Raw genomic sequence first — 19,110 nt, 5'->3', positions numbered from 1 at the left:
ATCGCGCCCTAGCCCACCCATCAACATCCCTCCAATGCCCGAACCGACGCCAACCCTCGGACGCTAACCCGAAACTGCGGCTATTGGGTCGGTACGGCGAGGTGGTGGCTCGCCGCTGAGGCCGATTTGCAGTGGAGGGTGGTGCGGCCCGGCGCGTGGCTGAGGTATTGGCGAGACCGGCGATCGCGTGCCCGCCGACTGAGCTACCCGCTATGCCTGAGGCCCAAGATCTGCGTTAGTCGGTAATAAAGGGTCGCCATGTGAGAAAAAGTTACCGACCAACGAAGCCCGGCGAGCGAAATGCGGAGCTGATCGCGGTGAGTGGTAATTCTTGGTCGCTATGTGCGAAAAAGTTTCCACTCTAGGCCTCGGCGGACGGAGCGCTCGCGCTAATTGGGTGAGTTGCAGGGCATTTCGCACTAGCCGCAAGGGCCGCCTGGACGCGGCAGCACCCCACGCATCCTTGCCAGCACCTTTCCCCACCACGGCGAGTCACCTTCCAGGCTTCCTCGCCACCGACCGCAACCACAGCGGGAAGCTCAGGCAGCGGAAACGCGATCGCCGACCTCGCCATCCCCCTCAACCCCGCGCCGACCTCAGCCACCCTGCTTTTAATCGGCCGCAGCGGCGCCCAACCACCCATCGGCAGCCCCGGCCGAGTCAACAACCGGAGGCTCGAACACCACCGATCCAAATTCGCGCCGAGTGGAAACTCCACGTCGCTATTTGCGAAAGAGTTTCCACTCAAGGCTTCGGCGAGCCGGAACGTGCGCGCGCTCGCGATCCTTGGTGATTTGCAGGGACCCTGCGACGAGAATCCACCACTCAGCGAGGCCAGTCTCTGCCGGAGCGCTCCGGGGCTCGACCGCCGCACGGAAAACGAGCGGATCGGGCGCAAGCGCGATCGCCGACCTCGCCGCTCCCTCAGCCAGGCACCCGGCCAGCCACCCTCCCACTGTAAATCGGCCGCCACGGCGGGCAACCACACGCCATACGTGATCGGCCGCATCCAAGCGCGCCCGAAGCCATCGGGCGACACCGGAAATAGGGTGACCGTCGGGTCGCGGTCGGCGGAGGGGCGGCAGTTATTTCGGCGGTATCGGGAGGCGGCGATTGCGGTGCCATGGCCGGAGACTGCGCGGCTGGCGGACCTGGCTGACGAGCTGGAGGTCGACTTGGTGGCGGGCGTGATCGAGCGAGATGGCGGGACGCTGTACTGCACCGCGTTGTTCTTCACCCAGGCTGGTCGCCATGCACCGCAAGCTGATGCCGACGGCAACGTTCTCATCAATGGCGGCAGCACGATCATCACCCCCTTGGGCGAAATCCCTTGCCGGCCCCCGTGACCACGCCGTTTCGACTTCGGTTCAGTCGTCCACTACAGCCACACCTCACGGTCGACGAGACCGCCCGCTGACTTCCGTTCCTCAGTGGGTGAGGTTGAAGAGGGTGGCGGCATTGGTGTGGGCTATTTGACGCTGCTCGGCGGCGGAGAAGCCGAGGGTTTCCAGCGCGGCGAAGGCCGAGTCGAGGGTGCCGAGTGGGTAATCGGACCCGAGCAGGATGCGGTCTACGCCGAGCTTGCGCAGGCTCCAGGCATAGTGATCGCGGTGCGGCGAGTCGGCGTACAGGGCTCCCATATAGGACAGGTCGACCCAGACATTGCGGTTCCACAGGCCGGGGAATGACGCCAGCACGTCGTACACGACGAGTTCGCCGAAGCGGGGGCCCAGAGCGTGGGCGATGATGATCCGGGTGTCCGGTGCGCTCATGCTGAGCTGTACGAACTTGCCAGGCTGGTGGGGATCGAACGGCGAGTAACCGTCAAACAGCACCGGGAGCCCCTGTCTGCCGATCTCTTGAACGATCGCGGTCACGCGGTCATCGCCGAGGTCGAAGGACTGCGTGTTGGGATGCAGTTTGAATCCTGCCGCACCCGCCGCCGCCACCCGGCCTATCTCCTCCAGCGCGAAATCGCCATCGAACGGATGGACTGAGCACAACGGCAACCAGCGTCGATCCTTGGCGCTCAGGGCGAGCACTTGGTTGTTACGCAGTCGAACCTCGTCCGGCCTGCCGAGCGGTGCCATCACCAGTGCGGCCGCAGCTCGTACGTCGAGTCCGGCTGCCGCGGCCCAGTAGTCCTCGGCCCGGTGCGGCATCAGGCCGGACATCCCCGCGCCGGCCTCGAGCTCCAGGTGGGCGTGTACGTCGATGATCGGGCCCTCGTACCGTGCCATGAGCGGCACACTAGGCGAGGACCCGGGCCGACAATCGGGGATGGCCAGAATAGGTCAGCGGCTACCCGCTGATCCTGCGGCGCGATAGCCGGCGAACAGCGGGCCGCCGGCTTGGTCGAGTACGTGCTGGCTGAAGTCGGCGATGGCTGCGGGATCGCCATGCGCTGACAGCCAGCGTTCGGCGAGCTCGGGATCGAGTGCGCGGAGTTCCCGGAGGAGCCATTTGCCGCCGCCGGTCCAGCGGCGATTGAAGGCGAGGGCTTGTTCTGCTGCAACGGTCCATGCGGTCGTAGCAATCACCGTGCGCTCGCCTGGATCGGCGGTATGGGTGAGGTCATCGAGCAGATCGGTGAGTTTGTAGCGAAGGGCGTCTCGCTCGGCATCGGTCAGCGCAGCCGGGCCTGCTGCCAGCACCTGTGCGCAGCGCGCTTGAAGCCGGTCGGCGTGTGCGGCGTCACCCATCAACTGAACGCCGGTCGCCACCATGCGAGTCAGGACCGGGCGACGACTGGGGAGCTCCGCGAGGTAGTGGTCGAGGCTCTTCTCGTCGTACACGAACAGCTCGACCGGCCAGCCACGGAAACGCCGCGACTCTCGGCACGGCGCCTGTGGGTCCCCGTCGGGAAGCAGTACGACGATGTCGAGGTCGGAGCCGGTTGTGCGCGACGAGGTGAGAACGCTGCCGGACAGGAGCGCCCACCGCGCCTGCGGATAGAACTCGGCGACGACAGCAGTCGCATCACCTATCGGGTCATCACGGCTCATGCGATCAGCCTGCCAACCCCTGAGCGCAGCGGCAACCGAAATAGCTGCGACTCAGGGGCTCCAGGCAACTACTGGGCGCCGGCGTTGGTCATCTGGCGGAGCTCCTTCTTCAGCTCGGAGATTTCGTCGCGGTAGCGGGCGGCCACCTCGAACTGGAGCTCGGCCGCGGCGTTGTGCATTTGGTCGGTGAGTTGCTGGATGAGGTCGGCGAGGTCGGAGGAGGGCAGGCCGCCGGCCAGCTCCCTCGCCTTTTCGCCTGCTCGGAGCTTGCCGCCGGGGACGGGTGCCTTGCCACGGGACTGGCTTCGGCCGGAGCCCAGCAATTCGGCGGTGTCGGCGTCTTCGCGGGCGAGCATGTCGGTGATGTCGGCGATCTTCTTCCGCAGCGGTTGCGGGTCGACACCCTTCTCCAGGTTGTAGGCGATCTGTTTCGCGCGGCGCCGGTTGGTCTCGTCGATCGCCAGCTCCATCGACGCGGTGATCTTGTCCGCGTACATGAAGACCTGGCCGGAGACGTTTCGGGCCGCTCGCCCGATGGTCTGGATCAGCGAGCGCCCCGACCGCAGGAAGCCTTCCTTGTCCGCGTCCAGGATCGCGACCAGCGATACCTCGGGCAGGTCGAGTCCTTCGCGGAGAAGGTTGATGCCGACCAGAACGTCGTACTCACCCATCCGCAGCTCGCGGAGCAGTTCGACGCGGCGGAGAGTATCGACCTCGCTGTGCAGGTACCTGGTCCGGATCCCCATCTCCAGCAGGTAGTCGGTCAGGTCCTCGGACATCTTCTTGGTCAGCGTGGTGACGAGGACCCGCTCGTCGCGCTCGACGCGGAGCCGGATCTCGTGGATGAGGTCGTCGATCTGGCCCTTGGTGGGTTTGACGATGACCTCAGGGTCGATCAGGCCGGTCGGGCGGATGATCTGCTCGACGAAGCCGTCGGACTTGTCCTGCTCGTACTGGCCGGGAGTCGCCGACAGGTAGACGGTCTGGCCGATCCGCTCCAGGAACTCCTCCCAGCGCAGCGGCCGGTTGTCCATCGCCGAGGGCAGGCGGAAGCCGTGCTCGACCAGGGTGCGCTTGCGCGACATGTCGCCCTCGTACATCCCGCCGATCTGCGGAACCGTCACGTGAGACTCGTCGATGACGAGCAGGAAGTCCTCGGGGAAGTAGTCCAGCAGACAGTGCGGCGCCGTCCCGGTCTCCCGGCCGTCAGTGTGCCGGGAGTAGTTCTCGATCCCGGAACAGGTGCCGATCTGACGCATCATCTCGATGTCGTACGTCGTCCGCATCCGCAGCCGCTGGGCTTCCAGCAACTGGCCACCCCGCTCGAGCTCGGCGAGTCGATCGGCCAGCTCGGCCTCGATCGATGTGATCGCCTTCTCCATCTTCTCGGGCGCGGTCACGTAGTGCGTCGCGGCACCGATGTAGAGCTCCTGCTCCTCGCTCAGCACCTCGCCGGTCAACGGGTGCAGCGTCATCACCCGCTCGATCTCGTCACCGAAGAACTCCACCCGGACGGCGAGCTCCTGGTAGACCGGGAAGACCTCGAGCGTGTCGCCGCGGACCCGGAAGGTGCCGCGGGTGCCGGCCAGGTCGTTGCGCGCATACTGCACGCCGACCAGTTTGCGGAGCAGACCGTCGCGGTCCATCTCGTCGCCGACCTTCACGTGGATCATGCGGTTCAGGTATTCATCCGCGGATCCGAGGCCGTAGATACAGGAGACGGTCGCCACCACCATCACGTCGCGCCGGGTCAGCAGCGACCAGGTCGCCGAGTGCCGCAGCCGCTCGACCTCCTCGTTGATCGAGGAGTCCTTCTCGATGTAGGTGTCCGTCTGCGGGACATACGCCTCGGGCTGGTAGTAGTCGTAGTACGAGACGAAGTACTCGACGGCGTTCTGCGGGAAGAAGTGCCGGAGCTCGGTCGCGAACTGCGCGGCCAGCGTCTTGTTCGGCTGCAGGATCAGCATCGGACGCTGGATCTTCTCGGCCAGCCAGGCGATGGTCGCCGTCTTACCGGTACCCGTGGCACCGAGCAGCACGACGTCCTGCTCGCCGGCGTTGATGCGTCGCTCCAGCTCCGCGATCGCGGCCGGCTGGTCACCGGCCGGATCGAAGTCGGACACCACCTCGAGCGGCGCCACCATACGTTGAAGATCCGTGACCTGTCTCATGCCACCAACCGTACGTGGCACCGCCGACAAAAACTGAAAAGCCCAGGTCAGAGGCTCTAAAGGATCAGAAACTCTTCTCGACGCTGTCGTTCATCGACTTGAGGTTGTCCTTGCGGCGCTCGTAGACCCGCGTCTCCAGCCCGACGTCGGTCGCCGTGATCCGGTCCCACTTGTCCGAGTAGGCCGTGACGAAGCCCTGGTAGTCGATCAGCCCGTTCTTGGCGGTCTTGATCTTGGCCGTGTAGTTCAGCCGGTAGCAGGCCTTGATCGCCTCGTTGGCGGGCTTGCACTCCTCACCCTTGCCGATCACCACGTTCTGCATCCCGTTCGACTCGATGTCGACCAAGTGCTCGGCGAACCCCTTCGCGTCGTACAGCTCGGTCTGGCGGACCCAGAAGTACCCGTCGATCAGGCCGCGCACGTTGAACTGCTGCAGGATGTAGTTCTGTCCCGACTTGGATCTCGGGTCCGGCAGCCATCCCTTGGCCGGGGTGAACCAGATCCCGCGGCCGACCTTGACGCCGACGTCGTTCGGGCCCTTGGAGTCGTCCGGCTCCGAGCCCGCCGGCGGCGTGTAGTACGTCCCCGGCGCATCCGGGGTCTGAACCGCGGCCGGCTTGTCATCGCCGCCACCGCCGGTCACCAGCAGGACAACCCCCACCGCAACCAGTACGACGGCCAGTACCGCGCAACCGATGATGATCAGCTGCGACCGGTTCGACTTGGCCGGGCGCCCCTGCTGCGGACGCCCCGGTCCGGGACCCCAGCCACCGGGACCAACTGGCGCCGGACCGCCAGGACCTGATCCCCAGCCCCCAGGCGCGGCGGCCGGCGGCGGGCCCGGAGGTGGTCCGTACTGCTGACTCATAGCTGTTCCTCGTGGTGTCGGGGGTTCGTCACAAGCTGTTGAGAACCGACGTCTTCATCTGGATGGCGTCCGCCTCGGCCTTCGGCGCGTAGTCGACGCGGGTCCGGAAGTCGATCGCGGTGGCGACCTTGTCCTTGCGCACGTAGACCTCCACGTACCCCTGGACCGCGACGTCCGCGCCGGTCTTGTCCTTGGCGGTGGAGGTGTAGCTCATCGCGATGCACTCCTCCAAGACGTCCTTGGGGCACGGCAGGTTCCGCTGTTTGCCGAGGTGCGCGATCTCGTTCTCGGTCTCGCCCTCGATGATCGCGAGCAGGTAGGCACCCGCCGCCACGTTCTGCTTCTGCCGAACCCAGAAGAACCCGCGCGGATCCCCGTTCGGTGCGTACGTGACGAGCTCCTTGCCCCGCTTCTCGGTCTCCAGGACGGTCCACCCCGGCAGCGGTACGACGGAAACTCCGAACTCGACCGGGATCGCCCCGGCCGGTGGCGTGTACGGCGCAGTCGGTGTGGCGGGCGTGGTCGACGTACCGGGGCCCGGGTCGGCGGTCTTGTCGCCACCGGACACCAGAATCAGCGCGATCGCGACCGCGATCACCACGAGCGCACCGGCACCGATCGGCAGCAGCAGCGGTGGGATTCGCGGCCGCTTCTTCTCGGGCACCGGCCGACGCAGCGACGGCGCAGGAACCTTGTCACCCCACGCCGACGACGTACCGGCCGCCGGACCACCAGCAGCCGGAGCCGCGGCGGCAGCCGCAGCCGCAGCAGCCGCAGCCGCAGCAGCAGCTGCCGCTTCGGCCTCCGGAACCTTGTCCCCCGACCACGGCGACCCGGAGCCGGCGGGCGCCGGTGGGACCTCGAGGTTCCACGGCGACGGCGGCAGCGCCGGTGCCGGTGCTGCCGTGGAATCGTCGTCGGGGCCGGCCTTGCTCACCCAGGGGTTGCTGTCCGCAGCCCCCTTGTCACGTTTCCCGTTCACTGGCTCTTGAGCACCGACTGGAGCATCGCGGTGCTGTCCGGGTTGGCGGTCGAGATCTTGTCCTTGCGGGCGAGCACCCGAATCAGCGTGATGACGCCGTCGTTGCGCTCGATCGCGCCGACGAAACCGACGATCTCGGTGCTGCCCTGCTGTCCGGTCGACAGCGCCGAGTAGGCCTGCGTGATGACGACCTTGACCGGGGTCTTCTCGTTCGCGCCCGGCGTGATCCGCCGCGGCTCCTTGGTCTTCACCGAGGTGGCGCCCTTGGTCTCGGCGGTCAGGAGCTTCGGCAGGACGGACTCGGCCGTCTCACCCTGCACCTTCAACACCTGGACCATGAAGTAGGCCTCACCGGTCTTGAGCAGGTAGACGCCCTTGAAGTCCTTGAGCTCCTTGCGGACGTAGCCCGTCTGCGGCTTCACGAAGACGCCTTCGCCGACCTCGATGCCCTCGTCGACTCCGGTCGGCTGGTTGGTGCCGTTGTCGCCACCGCCGTCGGTCGTCGGCGTCGGCTGGACCTGCTTGCTGTCGTCGCCACCACCGAAGATCAGCGCCAGGACGACACCGATCACCGCGACCACGACCAGTCCACCACCGGCCAGGTACAGGATCTTGCTGCTGCCCTTACCGCGCTGCGGCTGGCCGCCGTACTGCGGCTGTCCCGGGTACCCCTGCTGCTGACCGGGATAGCCCTGCTGCGGCGGGTACTGCTGCTGCCCATAGCCAGGCGGCGGCCCCTGCGGGGGCTGCTGCCCGTACGGCGGCTGCTGCCCGTACGGCGGCTGCCCCGGCTGCTGGCCGTATCCCGGAGGCGGACCCTGCGGCGGGCGGCCCTGCGGAGGCGGCCCGTACCCAGGCGGCGGTCCCTGCGGAGGCGGACCATACCCAGGCGGAGGACCCTGCGGCGGAGGCCCCTGCGGAGGCGGCCCGTAACCAGGCGGCGGCCCCTGCGGAGGCGGACCATACCCAGGCGGAGGACCCTGCGGCGGCTGCCCCTGACCGTACGGAGGTTGCTGGTTGCTCATGCCTGCGTCTCCCCAGTTGTCACGTCGTACCCACTCGCCGGTGCCGTCACGCCGCGGTCCGACTTCGGCACCGAGCGGACGGAGTTGCCACAGGCGGAGCAGAAGTCCGAGTGCGGCAGCAGCGGCATCTCACAGCGCGAGCAGAAGGCCTGGTCGCCGGAGGCGTGGTTGGAACCACCGCGGGCGGCCGACTCCAGCGCCGCCTCAAGCAGTCCCTTGTGCAGCACAGTCCGCACGCGGATGATCAGCGCGCCCAGCAGCAAAAGGCCCCAGACGACACCCAGTACGGCGCCGATCGTCGAACCGTGGCCGCCGACGAACCCGAGCAGGTAGACACCGCCCTGGAACAAGACGTTCACCGCGATGGCCTGCAGCAGCCCGACCACCCAGCGCGGCGTGAAGCCGTCGTACCCGGCACCGAGGCCGGAGAACTCCGCCCCGGCCAGGCCGGTCGCCGAGCCGTAGATCAGCGGCTTGATGAAACCGTGCAGGACCACGATCGAGATCCACGTGCCGGCGCTGCTGCCCGGACCGGCGAAACCGCCGCTGATCCAGCCCCAGTGCAGAACGAGTGTCTCGAAACACGCGTACCCGACGCCGGCCACGACACCGAAGGTGAAGCCGTCCATCAGGTCGTCGTACCGGGGCCGTGAGGCCAGGTAGAGCGGGCCGATCTGCCGGACCAGCTCCGAGACGACCGGAACCAGCAGCAGGAGGATCAGCAGGTCGTGCCCGGACGGACCGACGTTGTTCGCGCCGATCGTGTCGGTGGACAACGAGATCTTGTCCGACCACAGCCAGGTGAAGACCGCCGCCAGGACGCCGGTCAGCACAAAGGCTGCCGCGACGACCGGGATCGGCTCGTCCTCCCACAGGTTCACGTCGTACAAGTAGAGGATGTAGACGATCGGGATCGAGAACGCGGCGATCATGATCGCGACCGGCAGCGCCCCGAGGGCGGCCGTCACGATCGTCAGCAACAGCGCGGCGCCGAGGGCGACCTTGTAGGTGTAAGGCTGCTGCCCCGAGCCCTGCGGCATGATCGTGGAGACCAGCTTGAACGACGCCACCGGCTCGTCCGGCCTCGCCGCATACGCGTTCTTGCGCTCTGTGTCGCCGGACCGCAGGTCGTTGCCACAGTGGTGGCAGTACCGCGAGACATCGGGGACGTCAGAGTTACAGCGCGGACACACCACGCCATCCTCCCTAGTTCGGGCTGTTGGACCGCACAGATTCTCGTACAGCAGGTCCGGGATTCATCATTTCGCGCGCAGGGGTCACGCTTTCGTTGTGGGACCGTGCCCTCGCAACGTGTCCCACACCTCATCGAGGCGCTGATCCAGCTCGGCAAGAGTGCCCGCGTTGTCGACGACCACGTCCGCAACAGCCAGCCGCTGCTCGCGGGTTGCCTGGCTGGCGATCCGTTGCTCGGCCTCGGCGGCCGCCATACCTCGTTGCTTCGTCAGCCTCTCCAGCTGCAGAGCCGCCGGTACGTCGACCACAAGCACCAGATCGAACTTGTCCGCCTGACCGGTCTCGACGAGCAGCGGGATGTCGTGCACGACGATCGAGTCGTCCGGGGCACCCGCCTCGATCTCGGCCGCGCGAGCCCGCACCCGCGGATGGATGACGGCCTCAAGCCGCTTGCGCGCCGCTGCGTCACCGAAGACGATCCGCCCGACCGCCGGCCGATCCATCTCCCCGTCAGCCGTCAGCACCTCGGGCCCGAACGCGGCCACGACTTCGGCCAGCCCCTCGGTCCCCTTGGCGACCACCTCACGCGCCAGCACGTCGGAATCGATCACGATCGCACCGCGCGCAGCCAGCCGCGACGACACTGCACTCTTGCCGGCCCCGATTCCGCCGGTCAGTCCAACTCGTAGCACGGGAGCACCCTACTCGCCGCGGACGTGCGAGACCCCCGCACCCAAACGGATGCGGGGGTCTCGGCAGTACTAGCTACCAGCAGGGGTTCAGCCCTGGCCGGTCAGCTTCTCACGCAGTGCCTGCAGCGCCTCGTCCGAAGCGAGCGCACCCTCGGCGGGCGCGTCGTCGGCCGGAGCCGCATCGCTACCGCCACCGGTGGCCGAGGAGTACGTGGAGGCCTCGCCGGCCTCGACGTCCGCCGTCTTGGCGTCCTCGATCTGCTTCTTGTGAGCCTCCCAGCGCGTGTGGGCCTCGGCGTACTGCCGCTCCCACTCCTCACGCTGAGCATCGAAGCCCTCGAGCCACTCGCCCGTTTCGGGGTCGAAGCCGTCGGGGTAGATGTAGTTGCCTTCCTTGTCGTACGTCGCCGCCATGCCGTAGAGCGTGGGGTCGAAGTCGTCCGACACGGTGTCGACACCCTCGTTGGCCTGCTTCAGCGACAACGAGATCCGGCGACGCTCGAGGTCGATGTCGATGATCTTGACCATCACATCGTCGTTCACCTGAACGACCTGCTCCGGGATCTCGACGTGACGCTCGGCGAGCTCGGAGATGTGCACCAGGCCCTCGATGCCCTCTTCCACCCGGACGAACGCACCGAACGGCACCAGCTTGGTGACCTTACCGGGAACGATCTGACCCATCTGGTGGGTCCGGGCGAACTGCTGCCACGGGTCTTCCTGGGTCGCCTTGAGCGACAGGGAGACGCGCTCGCGCTCCATGTCGACGTCCAGCACCTCGACGGTGACTTCCTGGCCGACCTCGACAACCTCGGTCGGGTGGTCGATGTGCTTCCAGGACAGCTCCGAGACGTGCACCAGACCGTCGACGCCGCCGAGGTCCACGAACGCACCGAAGTTGACGATCGAGGAGACGACACCCTTGCGGATCTGGCCCTTCTGCAGCTGGGTGAGGAAGTTCATCCGCACCTCGGACTGCGTCTGCTCGAGCCACGCGCGACGCGACAGAACCACGTTGTTGCGGTTCTTGTCGAGCTCGATGATCTTCGCCTCGATCTCCTGGCCGACGTACGGCTGGAGGTCGCGGACCCGACGCATCTCGACGAGCGAGGCCGGCAGGAAGCCACGGAGGCCGATGTCCAGGATGAGTCCACCCTTGACAACCTCGATGACGGTACCGGTGACGACGCCGTCCTCTTCCTTGATCTTCTCGATCGTGCCCCAGGCCTTCTCGTACTGGGCGCGCTTCTTCGAAAGGATCAGGCGGCCTTCTTTGTCCTCCTTCTGGAGAACCAGGGCCTCGACGTGGTCGCCGACCTTGACGACCTCGTTCGGGTCGACGTCGTGCTTGATCGACAGCTCGCGGGAGGGAATCACGCCTTCGGTCTTGTAACCGATGTCGAGGAGAACCTCGTCGCGGTCGACCTTGACGATGGTGCCCTCAACGATGTCGCCGTCGTTGAAGTACTTGATGGTCAGATCGATCGCCGCGAGGAAGTCTTCCTCCGACCCGATGTCATTGACCGCTACCTGCGGGGTGGTGCGTACTGCGGGGTCGAGAGGTGCCTCGATGCTGGCCGTCATGTGGTGGGTTGCTCCGTGGACTGGTGGTCTAGGCAAGTTGCGCATGAGCCGTTGGATCGCACCACACCGCTGGACTGCACGAAAAGCACAGATTCACCACCGACAAGCTGCGAGCACGAGCCTGCTCCGTCCGAGGTCGCGCAGGCTCATAGCGCAGATCACAGAATACCGGTCTTGACGGAGGCAACACAACCGGGGGCACCCGGTCAGCACCGGCCGCCCGCCGAGGCGCCCCGACGTACTGCTCGGCTTAATCTACGACCTCAAGGTCAGGACGGTCTCCGGACAACTCCTGAGTGTCCGCCATCCGGGCGACCAGAGCGGCCGCCGCAGCCGCGATCGGGTTCTCCACTGCCCGCGAAGCCAGCTCCAGCAGCGCCCACAGATCGGCCGCGCGGCCTAGCTCCACGAGTGGCTCCGGGAGCTCCAGCCCGCTCCCCCGCAGCGCGCCAAGGACCGCTCCCGCCAGGACGGGGTCGCTCTCGAACCGCAGCAGGTTGCCAAGATCGGCGTACGGCGAACCGGCGTACGCGAACTCCCAGTCGATCAGGCCGGTGATCCGGGCTGTTTCCGGGTCGACGAGCAGGTTTTTCGGATTGAAGTCACTGTGGACGAGACAGACCCGACTCCCGGCGCTGTCCAGGAGATCCTCCGCCTCCGCGAACACTTGCAGTAGTCCGTCACGCGCCACACCGAGCCCGGCGGCGTACTCCTCCAGGTCGGCACTGCCGAGCGGCTCCACGGTCAGGTCGCCGCCCCGGAACATGCCGACGGTCAGGAACGGCATCCCGCTCAGCCGGACCAGCAACTCCCCCAGTTGCGTTCCGACCTTCCGCCGTTCGTCCGGTCCGGCCGTCTCCAGGTAGACCTGCAGGTTCACGCCGGGCAGCCGCTCCATCAACAGGTACGGCGGGTCTTCATACGACCCTTCCCGCTTCAGATCGAGGATCCGCGGCACCGGGAGCAGCCCACGCACGAGTTGCAGCAGCGCCGCGTCGACGACCGCTCGCTCCGGATCGTTCACATAGAGCTTGAGGACAGCATCCTCGCCGCCCGCACTCACCGCGAAGGTCTGTCCTTGATACCCACCGGTCAACGGAACGGCGCTGGCAGTCATCGTCTCGAATAAACTCACCTCGACGATCCTGCCAGCGCCCACCGACAGATCAGACCTTGGAAGCCAAGTAGATGATTCAGCCCAGCGCAGCCAGGACCGTCGGTACGGCGTTCCGCAGGCCGGCCGCGTTCGGGTGCAGCGGCACCAGGCCGTTGGTCGTCAGGCTCGGGATCAGCCCCTCGATCCACCGCGTGCCCGCGGGCTTGCACATGTCGTGGCCGACGCTCGGCGTCGCCAGATCGACGTACGTCGCGCCGTGCGCGCTCGCCTGCTCCTTCATCCGGAGGTTCAGCCGGGTCAGCGCCGACTGCAGGTAGTCAGCGTCCTGGCTCCACACCGGGACAACCGGCCAGCAGCCACTCTTCTTGATCCCGGTCGGGTAGCTGACCATCAGGATCTTCGCGTGCGGCGCCCGCGACCGGATCTCCTCGATCACCGTGCCGTAGGTCGCTGCGAACGCGTCGATCTTCTGCGCGAGCTTGTCCACCCCACCAGCGGTGTTGGTCGCCTTGCAGGAGGTCCCGACACCTTGCGGCAGCAGGTTCACGCACGAGAACGCGAGTCCGACCAGTCCGATGTCGTTGCCACCGATCCCGACCGAGACAACGGTGGTGTCCTCGCTCAGAGCGTCGTACTGCGGCGCTGCCTTGCCGGCGATGATGCCGGACTGCGGGTTCGCGAAGTGGGTGGTCGTCGCGCCACCACAGGTCACGTCGCGGAACTTCGCGGGCTTCAGTTCCTTGGCGACCAGCGACGCGTAGTTGACCGCCGAGCGTGCGCAAGTCAGCAATTCCTTGGCCGGCAGCACCAGCGACCCGGCGGCGAACGAGTCCCCCATCGCGACGTACACCAGGGGCGCCGCTGCCATCGCCGGCAGCGGCGTCAGGCCGCTCGCCAGCAGACCCGTCGTGGCCGCCACCGCTATCAACATTCTCTTCATACCGCCGCCTTTGACGTTAAGTGACCAACCGGTAACAGCAACCCTGAGCAGCTTTCAGCTTTTCGGCAAGAGCTCACCCCGGTTGATTTATTTACGCTACCGCAGTATCGTAATTGCCATGACCCGAGGCCGACCCCGCGACACCGCGATCGAAGGAAGACTGCTGGCCGCCGCCGCCGAAGAGCTACGGCACGGCGGGTACGACGGACTGTCGATCGACCGGGTCGCGGATCGGGCGGGGGTTGCCAAGACCACGCTGTACCGGCGCTGGGCGTCCAAGGCCGAGCTCGTCGTCGCACTGATCACCACAATGCGCGAGGAGGTCCCGTTCGAGCCGTCCGACGACCCGCGGGCCGACCTGACCCGCCTCGTCAGCACGATCGCTGCCGGGCTGGCCTCGACGCCGACCAGCCTGGTCGCCGACCTGGCGGCCGCGGCCGCCCGCGATCCCCGCGTCGGCGAGAGCGTCCGCGCGCTCTGGTCGGAGCGCCATCGAGCCGTCACGGCTGTCGTCGCGAAGGCGCAGCAGGCCGGAGTGGTGCTCGATCACGTCGCGCCCGCCGTCCTGGTCGACCAGTTGGTCGGCCCGCTCTACTACCGGCTCCTCGTCACCGGCGAGCCGCTCACCCCTGAATACGCCCGGACGCTCGTCGTGAGCGTCCTAGGACCTGAGGAGTCCCCATGAAACGTCGTTTGCTGATCGGTCTCGGCGCCTTCGTCCTGCTGCTCGTCGGTTACACCACCTACACGATCGTCCGGCCGACCGTCCTCCGCACCGAGCTCGAGATCAGCGCCTCCCCCGATCAGGTCTGGAAGGTGCTCACCGACCGCGCGAACTACCCGGCCTGGAACCCGTTCATCGTCTCGTCGACCGGTGAGCTCACCGTCGGCGCGACCATCACCAACGTGCTGCGCGACACCAAGGGTGCGGAGACGACCTTCACCCCCGAACTGCTGGCCGTCGAACCGGGTCGCGAGCTGCGCTGGATCGGCCGGATCGGATTCGGCGGGATCTTCGACGGCGAGCACGCGTTCCGGATCGAGGCACTGCCGGACGGCCGCTCCCGGCTCGTCCAGGAGGAGATCTTCCGCGGCGCCGCCGTCCCGTTCACCGCCGGCATGCTGCGCGACACGATCGAGCCACAGTTCCGCGCGATGAACCAGGCGATCGCGACTCGGGCCGCCACTGCTCGATAGGGTGACCGCGTGGTCGAGCCGCGACGTATCGAGCTGACCGAGGCCCAGGCCTCGAAGGCCAGCCGGACCTACTGGAACTCGGCCGCGGCCGAGTATCTCGCCGAGCACGGTGACTTCCTCGGTGACGACCGCTTCGTCTGGTGTCCCGAGGGTGTCGACGAAGCCGATGCCCAGCTGCTCGGCAACGTCCGCGGCAAAAGCATCCTGGAGGTCGGCTGCGGCGCCGGTCAGTGCACCCGCTGGCTGACCGCGCAGGGCGCCCAGGCCGTTGCCTTCGACATCTCGGTCGAGCAGCTCCAGGTCAGCAGAACACTCGATCGCAAGACCGGTACGACGGCCCGCGCGGTCGCCGCCGACGCCACCGCGATCCCGTTCGCCGACGCCACGTTCGACATCGCCTGCTCGGCCTTCGGCGCGCTGCCGTTCGTGGCCGACGCCGGGACCGTCTTGCGGGAGATCGCCCGGGCTCTGAAGCCCGGGGGCCTGCTGGTGTTCTCGGTGACGCACCCGTTCCGCTGGTCGATGCCGGACGACCCGTCGCCGCACGGTCTGCGGATCATCCACTCGTACTTCGACCGGACGCCGTACGTGGAGGTTGACGCCGGTACGCCGATCTACGCGGAGTACCACCGCACGGTCGGCGACTGGATCCGCGACCTGACCGAGGCCGGCTTCGTCGTCGACGACCTGCTTGAGCCGGAGTGGCCGGCTGGTCACACCGGTGTCTGGGGCGGCTGGGGCCCAGAGCGCGGCCAGTACGTCCCCGGTACGGCGATTTGGTCCGCACACAAGAGAGTGGTGGCCGGATGACGCCGCGCAGGTTCCCGGCACTGGACGGTCTGCGCGTTCTGGCCGCACTAGCGATGCTGACTGCGCAGGTCGCTCTGCACAGCGATGCCGGAGCGCTCGGTGGACTGCTGTCGCGACTGGATGTCGGTGCTGCGGTGTTCTGCGCGATCTCCGGCTTCCTGCTCTACCGGCCACACGTGGAGGCGTGGTTCGGGGGCACCCTGCCGCCGCTGACCCTGCCGTACCTGCGGAACCGGGCAGTGCGCATCCTGCCGGTGCTGTGGGTCGCCGTACTGCTGGCTGTTGTTCTGCTGCACTCTGCCGACTGGTCGACCTACCTGCAGCACGCGACGCTCAGCCAGGTGTACTTCGAGGGCCCACCTGCACCGGGACTGACTCAGCTGTGGAGCCTGGCCGCGATTGCGGCGTTCTACGTGATCCTTCCGGCGCTGGCGAAGCTTCTGACCGGCTACGAGCGTCCGACCCGGCGCAGCGTCCGCTGGAGGCTCAGCGTGCTGGCTGTGCTGACCGTCATCGGCCCGGCCTGGCTGACTGCCATGAGCGCGACGCATCATCCGAACGCAGGGCTCTGGCTGCCCGGGTACATCGGCTGGTTCGCCGTCGGCATGGGCCTCGCGCTGTGGCAGGTGGCTCGCAGTACGGGTCGCCTGGGTTCGTCGGCGCTCGACATCCTCACCAAGATCCCCGGAACCGTCTGGGGTGTCGCCGCTGCCCTCCTGCTGTTGGCCGCGACCCCACTGGCCGGTCCGTACGACCTGTCCCCCGCCTCCCCTGGCCAGTCAGCGGTGAAGAGCCTTCTCTACACGGGCATCGCCGCGTGCGTGTTGTTCCCAGCCTTGGCGCCGACCGAACGCGCGCTGCAATACCTGGGCGGCTCAAGAGTGCGGCTGGCCAGCAATCTCACGTACGGCGTCTTCGCCTACCAGGTGATTGCGCTGACCCTGCTCGAACGGATCAGCACGCAGTTCGTCTTCCTGTTCGTTACGACGCTGCTCGCGTCCATCGCGCTCGCTGCAGCCAGCTACTACACCATCGAGCGGCCTTTAGCTGGTGTCCGGAACGGGTCCGGCGCCGGTAGAACACCGCCATCGCCATCACGGCGAGCACTGCAGCCGAGCCGACCAGGAGACCAGCCCGATACGCCCGGTCCGGCATGAACCGTGCGTTGACCAACTGCTCTTCGCCTGGGGGAAGCACCCAGCCCTGCTGCCATCCGGCCACCCGGATCGGCGTCAACTCGCGGCCAGTGCCGTCGTACGCGACCCAGCCTTCGTTGTAGTTCTGCGCGACCGTTAGCACCGACTGCTTGCTCGTCGCTGGGACTTCGAGGGTCAGCACAGCGGGGTTCGGCCGCCACAGGTTCACTCCCTGCACAGGTGTCACGGAGACATCGCCGAAGCCGGCCTTGGTCAGCGTGACCTCGGTCGGGACCAGACCGCCGTTGGTGAGCACATCCACCTCGTGCCGGCCGGTCTGCAGGACGACAGGTCCCGGGTCGCAGGTGGTGAACGCGACCGGACGCCGCTGCAGCAGATCGCGCATAGTCGCAGTCACCTGAGTCATGGTCGGCTCGCCGTCCACCTTGACGACCGGTCCGGACCCACACGACTGTCCGACCTTGTCGTCGAGCCGCAGGGCCTGCCGGAGCTCATCCGCACCGACCACGCGGATCTCCGACACCGCGACCGGCTTGGCCGTCGGAGCGAACCCGAACTCGACGATCCGAGCAGTCCGCTCCACGAAACGCACATAGCCATCCGCATCCGGCTTGTAGACCGTGGCCGGTCCGCCGTCGAATCCGAGCGTGACCTCGGTCGGAGTGCCGGCCGAGGACGCCAGCTGGGTGCGGAACTGGAACCCGGTCAGCTTCCTTGCCGACGGCAAGCTCAGCGTGAGCGTCGGCTTCCGGTCAGCAGCGTCGGCGACCCACGTGGTGGTGATGTCCTGATCGACCACCACACCTGGCCGCCCTTCCGGCGCTGCGACCGCACGTGACGAGGCGCTAACACCGATCGGCCCCGCCAACAGTCGCTCAAGCGCAGGCCCGTCCTGCGGCAGCGCAGTGCCGTTCAGCCAGTACGACGCAGTCCGCGGCAGGTCCACTGTCCGCAACAGCCCACCTGGCTCATCAGCGTCCCGCGCTGGGGCTGGGGCGCACAGCGACCGGCTGTCCAGGTGCAGACAGGCAGACCGCCCGATTTGCGGGTTCCGGAGCACCAGTGCACTCGGCTGGCGTGAAGCGGCCGGCACATCCACCCGCTCAGCCCTACTGCCCGCAGGCTGGTCCACACCGAGCTCGCGACGCTGCAGCCCATCGCTCTGGATCAACGGCAGCTCGGCCTGCGCACCACTCACATCAACGCTGGTGATCGCCTCTCGGTCACCACCCAGCGCCGACAACACAGCCGGTACGTCGCTCGTCGTGCCACGCACCTCGACGAGTCGCGACTCGGGGATCAGCCGGGCGACGCTCGCCGTACCGGCGTCGTAGATCTCCACGCTCGGGTAGTCGCCGATCGCCGTACCGAAGTGGGCGACGCGCTTCAGGCCCGCCTCGCCCAGCGTCTCGTGGACAGCCGCGGCAGGTGGCACTCCCGCCGCCCGATCGTTGCGGATGACGAGGTAGCGGACGCCGGCGTGGGCGAGCATCTGCTGGAAGCTGCGGTCGCCGACACCGGAGGCGAGCCGCCGCTCCACCTCGTCATCGAGCCACTGCGCTTTGACAGCCGGTACGACGAGCACGTTGCCGCTGGTGTTCTGCTTGTCGATCCACGCTCGCCACTGTGCAGAGTCGACCTCGTTCGTGTCGGTCCGCGGTTGAGCGAACGCGGCGGTCCGGTCCGCTGGAGTGCCGTACTGCACGACCAGCAGCAGTGGAACGAGCCACCAGACCGAGACGGCCAGCACGCAGCCAAGCCAACCGACGGCCATCTTGAGTGTCCAGCGATCGTGGCGGCGAGTGAGCAGCCAGACGATCGGGAGCACCAGCGTCAGCCCCGCCGCGACCGGATCGGCTCCACCGATCAACGCGAACGCCATGGCCGACCAGCCGGCCCGCCACCAGCCAGATCGCGCACGCGGCGTCACCAGCGGCAGGAGCACCCACGGAGCCATGGCCAGCGGCCACACCTCCACCGAGGTGATCGACATACCGCTCAGGAGCAGGGGGCTCAGCGCGTAGAGCAGTGCGACGGCGAACCGCGTCCAGGGCACGCCGTACCGCCAGGCGTTGGCCAGCTTCCACACACCGAGGAACGCGACGCACAGCACCACGCACCACCACAGCCGCTGCCCGATCCAGTCCGGCATCGACATGGCGTGCATGAGCCACTGGAACGGCCCCACTGGCAGCAGATACCCGAAGGCCTGGCTCTGCAGCTGGCCAAGCCCGCTGTTCGGGTCCCACAGATGCAGTGCACCGCTCAGCAGCGCACCCGGGTCATCGATCCGTGACCCGGGCGCGACCGGTCCGGGCGCGCGGTGAAAACAAAGTGCCGACAGCAACAGACAGCCCAGCACGAGCCT

At 67.3% G+C, this 19,110-nt stretch carries 16 protein-coding genes and 1 pseudogene; 5 read left to right on the top strand and 12 right to left on the bottom strand.

The window, feature by feature from the left end:
• Window positions 1–767 precede the first annotated feature (767 nt).
• Complete coding sequence (locus E1263_RS16190) at window positions 768–1,346, top strand: nitrilase-related carbon-nitrogen hydrolase (protein ID WP_202868911.1); 579 nt, start codon at window positions 768–770, stop codon at window positions 1,344–1,346.
• An 81-nt stretch (window positions 1,347–1,427) separates the two neighbouring features.
• Here the strand turns inward: E1263_RS16190 and E1263_RS16185 are convergent, their stop codons facing one another.
• The 11 genes from E1263_RS16185 to E1263_RS16130 all read right to left on the bottom strand — a co-directional run bounded on the left by E1263_RS16185 (window position 1,428) and on the right by E1263_RS16130 (window position 13,578).
• Complete coding sequence (locus E1263_RS16185; protein ID WP_132168136.1) at window positions 1,428–2,240, bottom strand: amidohydrolase family protein; 813 nt, start codon at window positions 2,238–2,240, stop codon at window positions 1,428–1,430.
• 54 nt (window positions 2,241–2,294) lie between these two features.
• Complete coding sequence (locus E1263_RS16180; RefSeq protein WP_132168135.1) at window positions 2,295–3,005, bottom strand: nucleotidyltransferase domain-containing protein; 711 nt, start codon at window positions 3,003–3,005, stop codon at window positions 2,295–2,297.
• A gap of 68 nt (window positions 3,006–3,073) precedes the next feature.
• Entirely contained in the window at window positions 3,074–5,176 is a 2,103-nt protein-coding gene (gene uvrB / locus E1263_RS16175; RefSeq protein WP_132168134.1) for an excinuclease ABC subunit UvrB, read from the bottom strand.
• Between the two features lie 64 nt (window positions 5,177–5,240).
• Window positions 5,241–6,044 carry a hypothetical protein gene (locus E1263_RS16170; protein ID WP_132168133.1) on the bottom strand — a complete coding sequence of 268 codons (804 nt, stop codon included), beginning with the start codon at window positions 6,042–6,044 and terminating at the stop codon, window positions 5,241–5,243.
• 28 nt (window positions 6,045–6,072) lie between these two features.
• Complete coding sequence (locus tag E1263_RS16165) at window positions 6,073–7,026, bottom strand: hypothetical protein (protein WP_165956633.1); 954 nt, start codon at window positions 7,024–7,026, stop codon at window positions 6,073–6,075.
• Entirely contained in the window at window positions 7,023–8,051 is a 1,029-nt protein-coding gene (locus E1263_RS43245) for a hypothetical protein (protein ID WP_202868910.1), read from the bottom strand. Before E1263_RS43245 ends, E1263_RS16165 begins: the two co-directional genes overlap by 4 nt.
• The gene (locus tag E1263_RS16150; RefSeq protein ID WP_238161276.1) at window positions 8,048–9,244 is read right to left on the bottom strand and encodes a zinc ribbon domain-containing protein; all 1,197 of its coding nucleotides are present in this window, start codon (window positions 9,242–9,244) and stop codon (window positions 8,048–8,050) included. Before E1263_RS16150 ends, E1263_RS43245 begins: the two co-directional genes overlap by 4 nt.
• An 84-nt stretch (window positions 9,245–9,328) precedes the next feature.
• Complete coding sequence (coaE, locus tag E1263_RS16145; RefSeq protein ID WP_132168129.1) at window positions 9,329–9,937, bottom strand: dephospho-CoA kinase; 609 nt, start codon at window positions 9,935–9,937, stop codon at window positions 9,329–9,331.
• Window positions 9,938–10,024: 87 nt separating this feature from the next.
• The gene (gene rpsA, locus E1263_RS16140) at window positions 10,025–11,521 is read right to left on the bottom strand and encodes a 30S ribosomal protein S1 (RefSeq protein ID WP_132168128.1); all 1,497 of its coding nucleotides are present in this window, start codon (window positions 11,519–11,521) and stop codon (window positions 10,025–10,027) included.
• A gap of 250 nt (window positions 11,522–11,771) precedes the next feature.
• Window positions 11,772–12,656, bottom strand: a complete 885-nt coding sequence (locus tag E1263_RS16135; RefSeq protein ID WP_238161275.1) for a phosphotransferase family protein — start codon at window positions 12,654–12,656, stop codon at window positions 11,772–11,774.
• A 58-nt stretch (window positions 12,657–12,714) separates the two neighbouring features.
• Entirely contained in the window at window positions 12,715–13,578 is an 864-nt protein-coding gene (locus E1263_RS16130; protein WP_202868909.1) for an SGNH/GDSL hydrolase family protein, read from the bottom strand.
• A 118-nt stretch (window positions 13,579–13,696) separates the two neighbouring features.
• On the opposite strand from E1263_RS16130, the gene E1263_RS16125 reads away from it, so the two are divergent.
• Genes E1263_RS16125 through E1263_RS43670 form a run of 4 tightly spaced genes read left to right on the top strand, consistent with a single transcriptional unit; the run spans window position 13,697 to window position 16,742 of the window.
• Window positions 13,697–14,263 carry a TetR/AcrR family transcriptional regulator gene (locus tag E1263_RS16125; RefSeq protein ID WP_132168127.1) on the top strand — a complete coding sequence of 189 codons (567 nt, stop codon included), beginning with the start codon at window positions 13,697–13,699 and terminating at the stop codon, window positions 14,261–14,263.
• Window positions 14,260–14,775, top strand: coding sequence for an SRPBCC domain-containing protein (locus tag E1263_RS16120; protein ID WP_132168126.1), 516 nt, complete (start codon window positions 14,260–14,262; stop codon window positions 14,773–14,775). The genes E1263_RS16125 and E1263_RS16120 overlap by 4 nt, the downstream gene beginning before the upstream one ends.
• 9 nt (window positions 14,776–14,784) lie before the next feature.
• Window positions 14,785–15,585 carry a class I SAM-dependent methyltransferase gene (locus E1263_RS16115; protein WP_238161274.1) on the top strand — a complete coding sequence of 267 codons (801 nt, stop codon included), beginning with the start codon at window positions 14,785–14,787 and terminating at the stop codon, window positions 15,583–15,585.
• Window positions 15,582–16,742 (top strand): acyltransferase family protein, encoded by a 1,161-nt coding sequence (locus E1263_RS43670; protein ID WP_238161273.1) that lies wholly within the window; start codon window positions 15,582–15,584, stop codon window positions 16,740–16,742. The genes E1263_RS16115 and E1263_RS43670 overlap by 4 nt, the downstream gene beginning before the upstream one ends.
• Before the next feature lie 580 nt (window positions 16,743–17,322).
• On the opposite strand, the pseudogene E1263_RS43665 reads toward E1263_RS43670, so the two are convergent.
• Window positions 17,323–19,104: pseudogene (locus tag E1263_RS43665) on the bottom strand (alpha-(1->3)-arabinofuranosyltransferase domain-containing protein); the annotation flags it as partial.
• Window positions 19,105–19,110 lie beyond the last annotated feature (6 nt).

Source organism: Kribbella antibiotica (assembly GCF_004349055.1).
Lineage (GTDB): Bacteria > Actinomycetota > Actinomycetes > Propionibacteriales > Kribbellaceae > Kribbella > Kribbella antibiotica.
The sequence above is the reverse complement of the archived record's forward strand: the minus strand, read 5'-3'. Positions and strand labels throughout refer to the sequence as shown.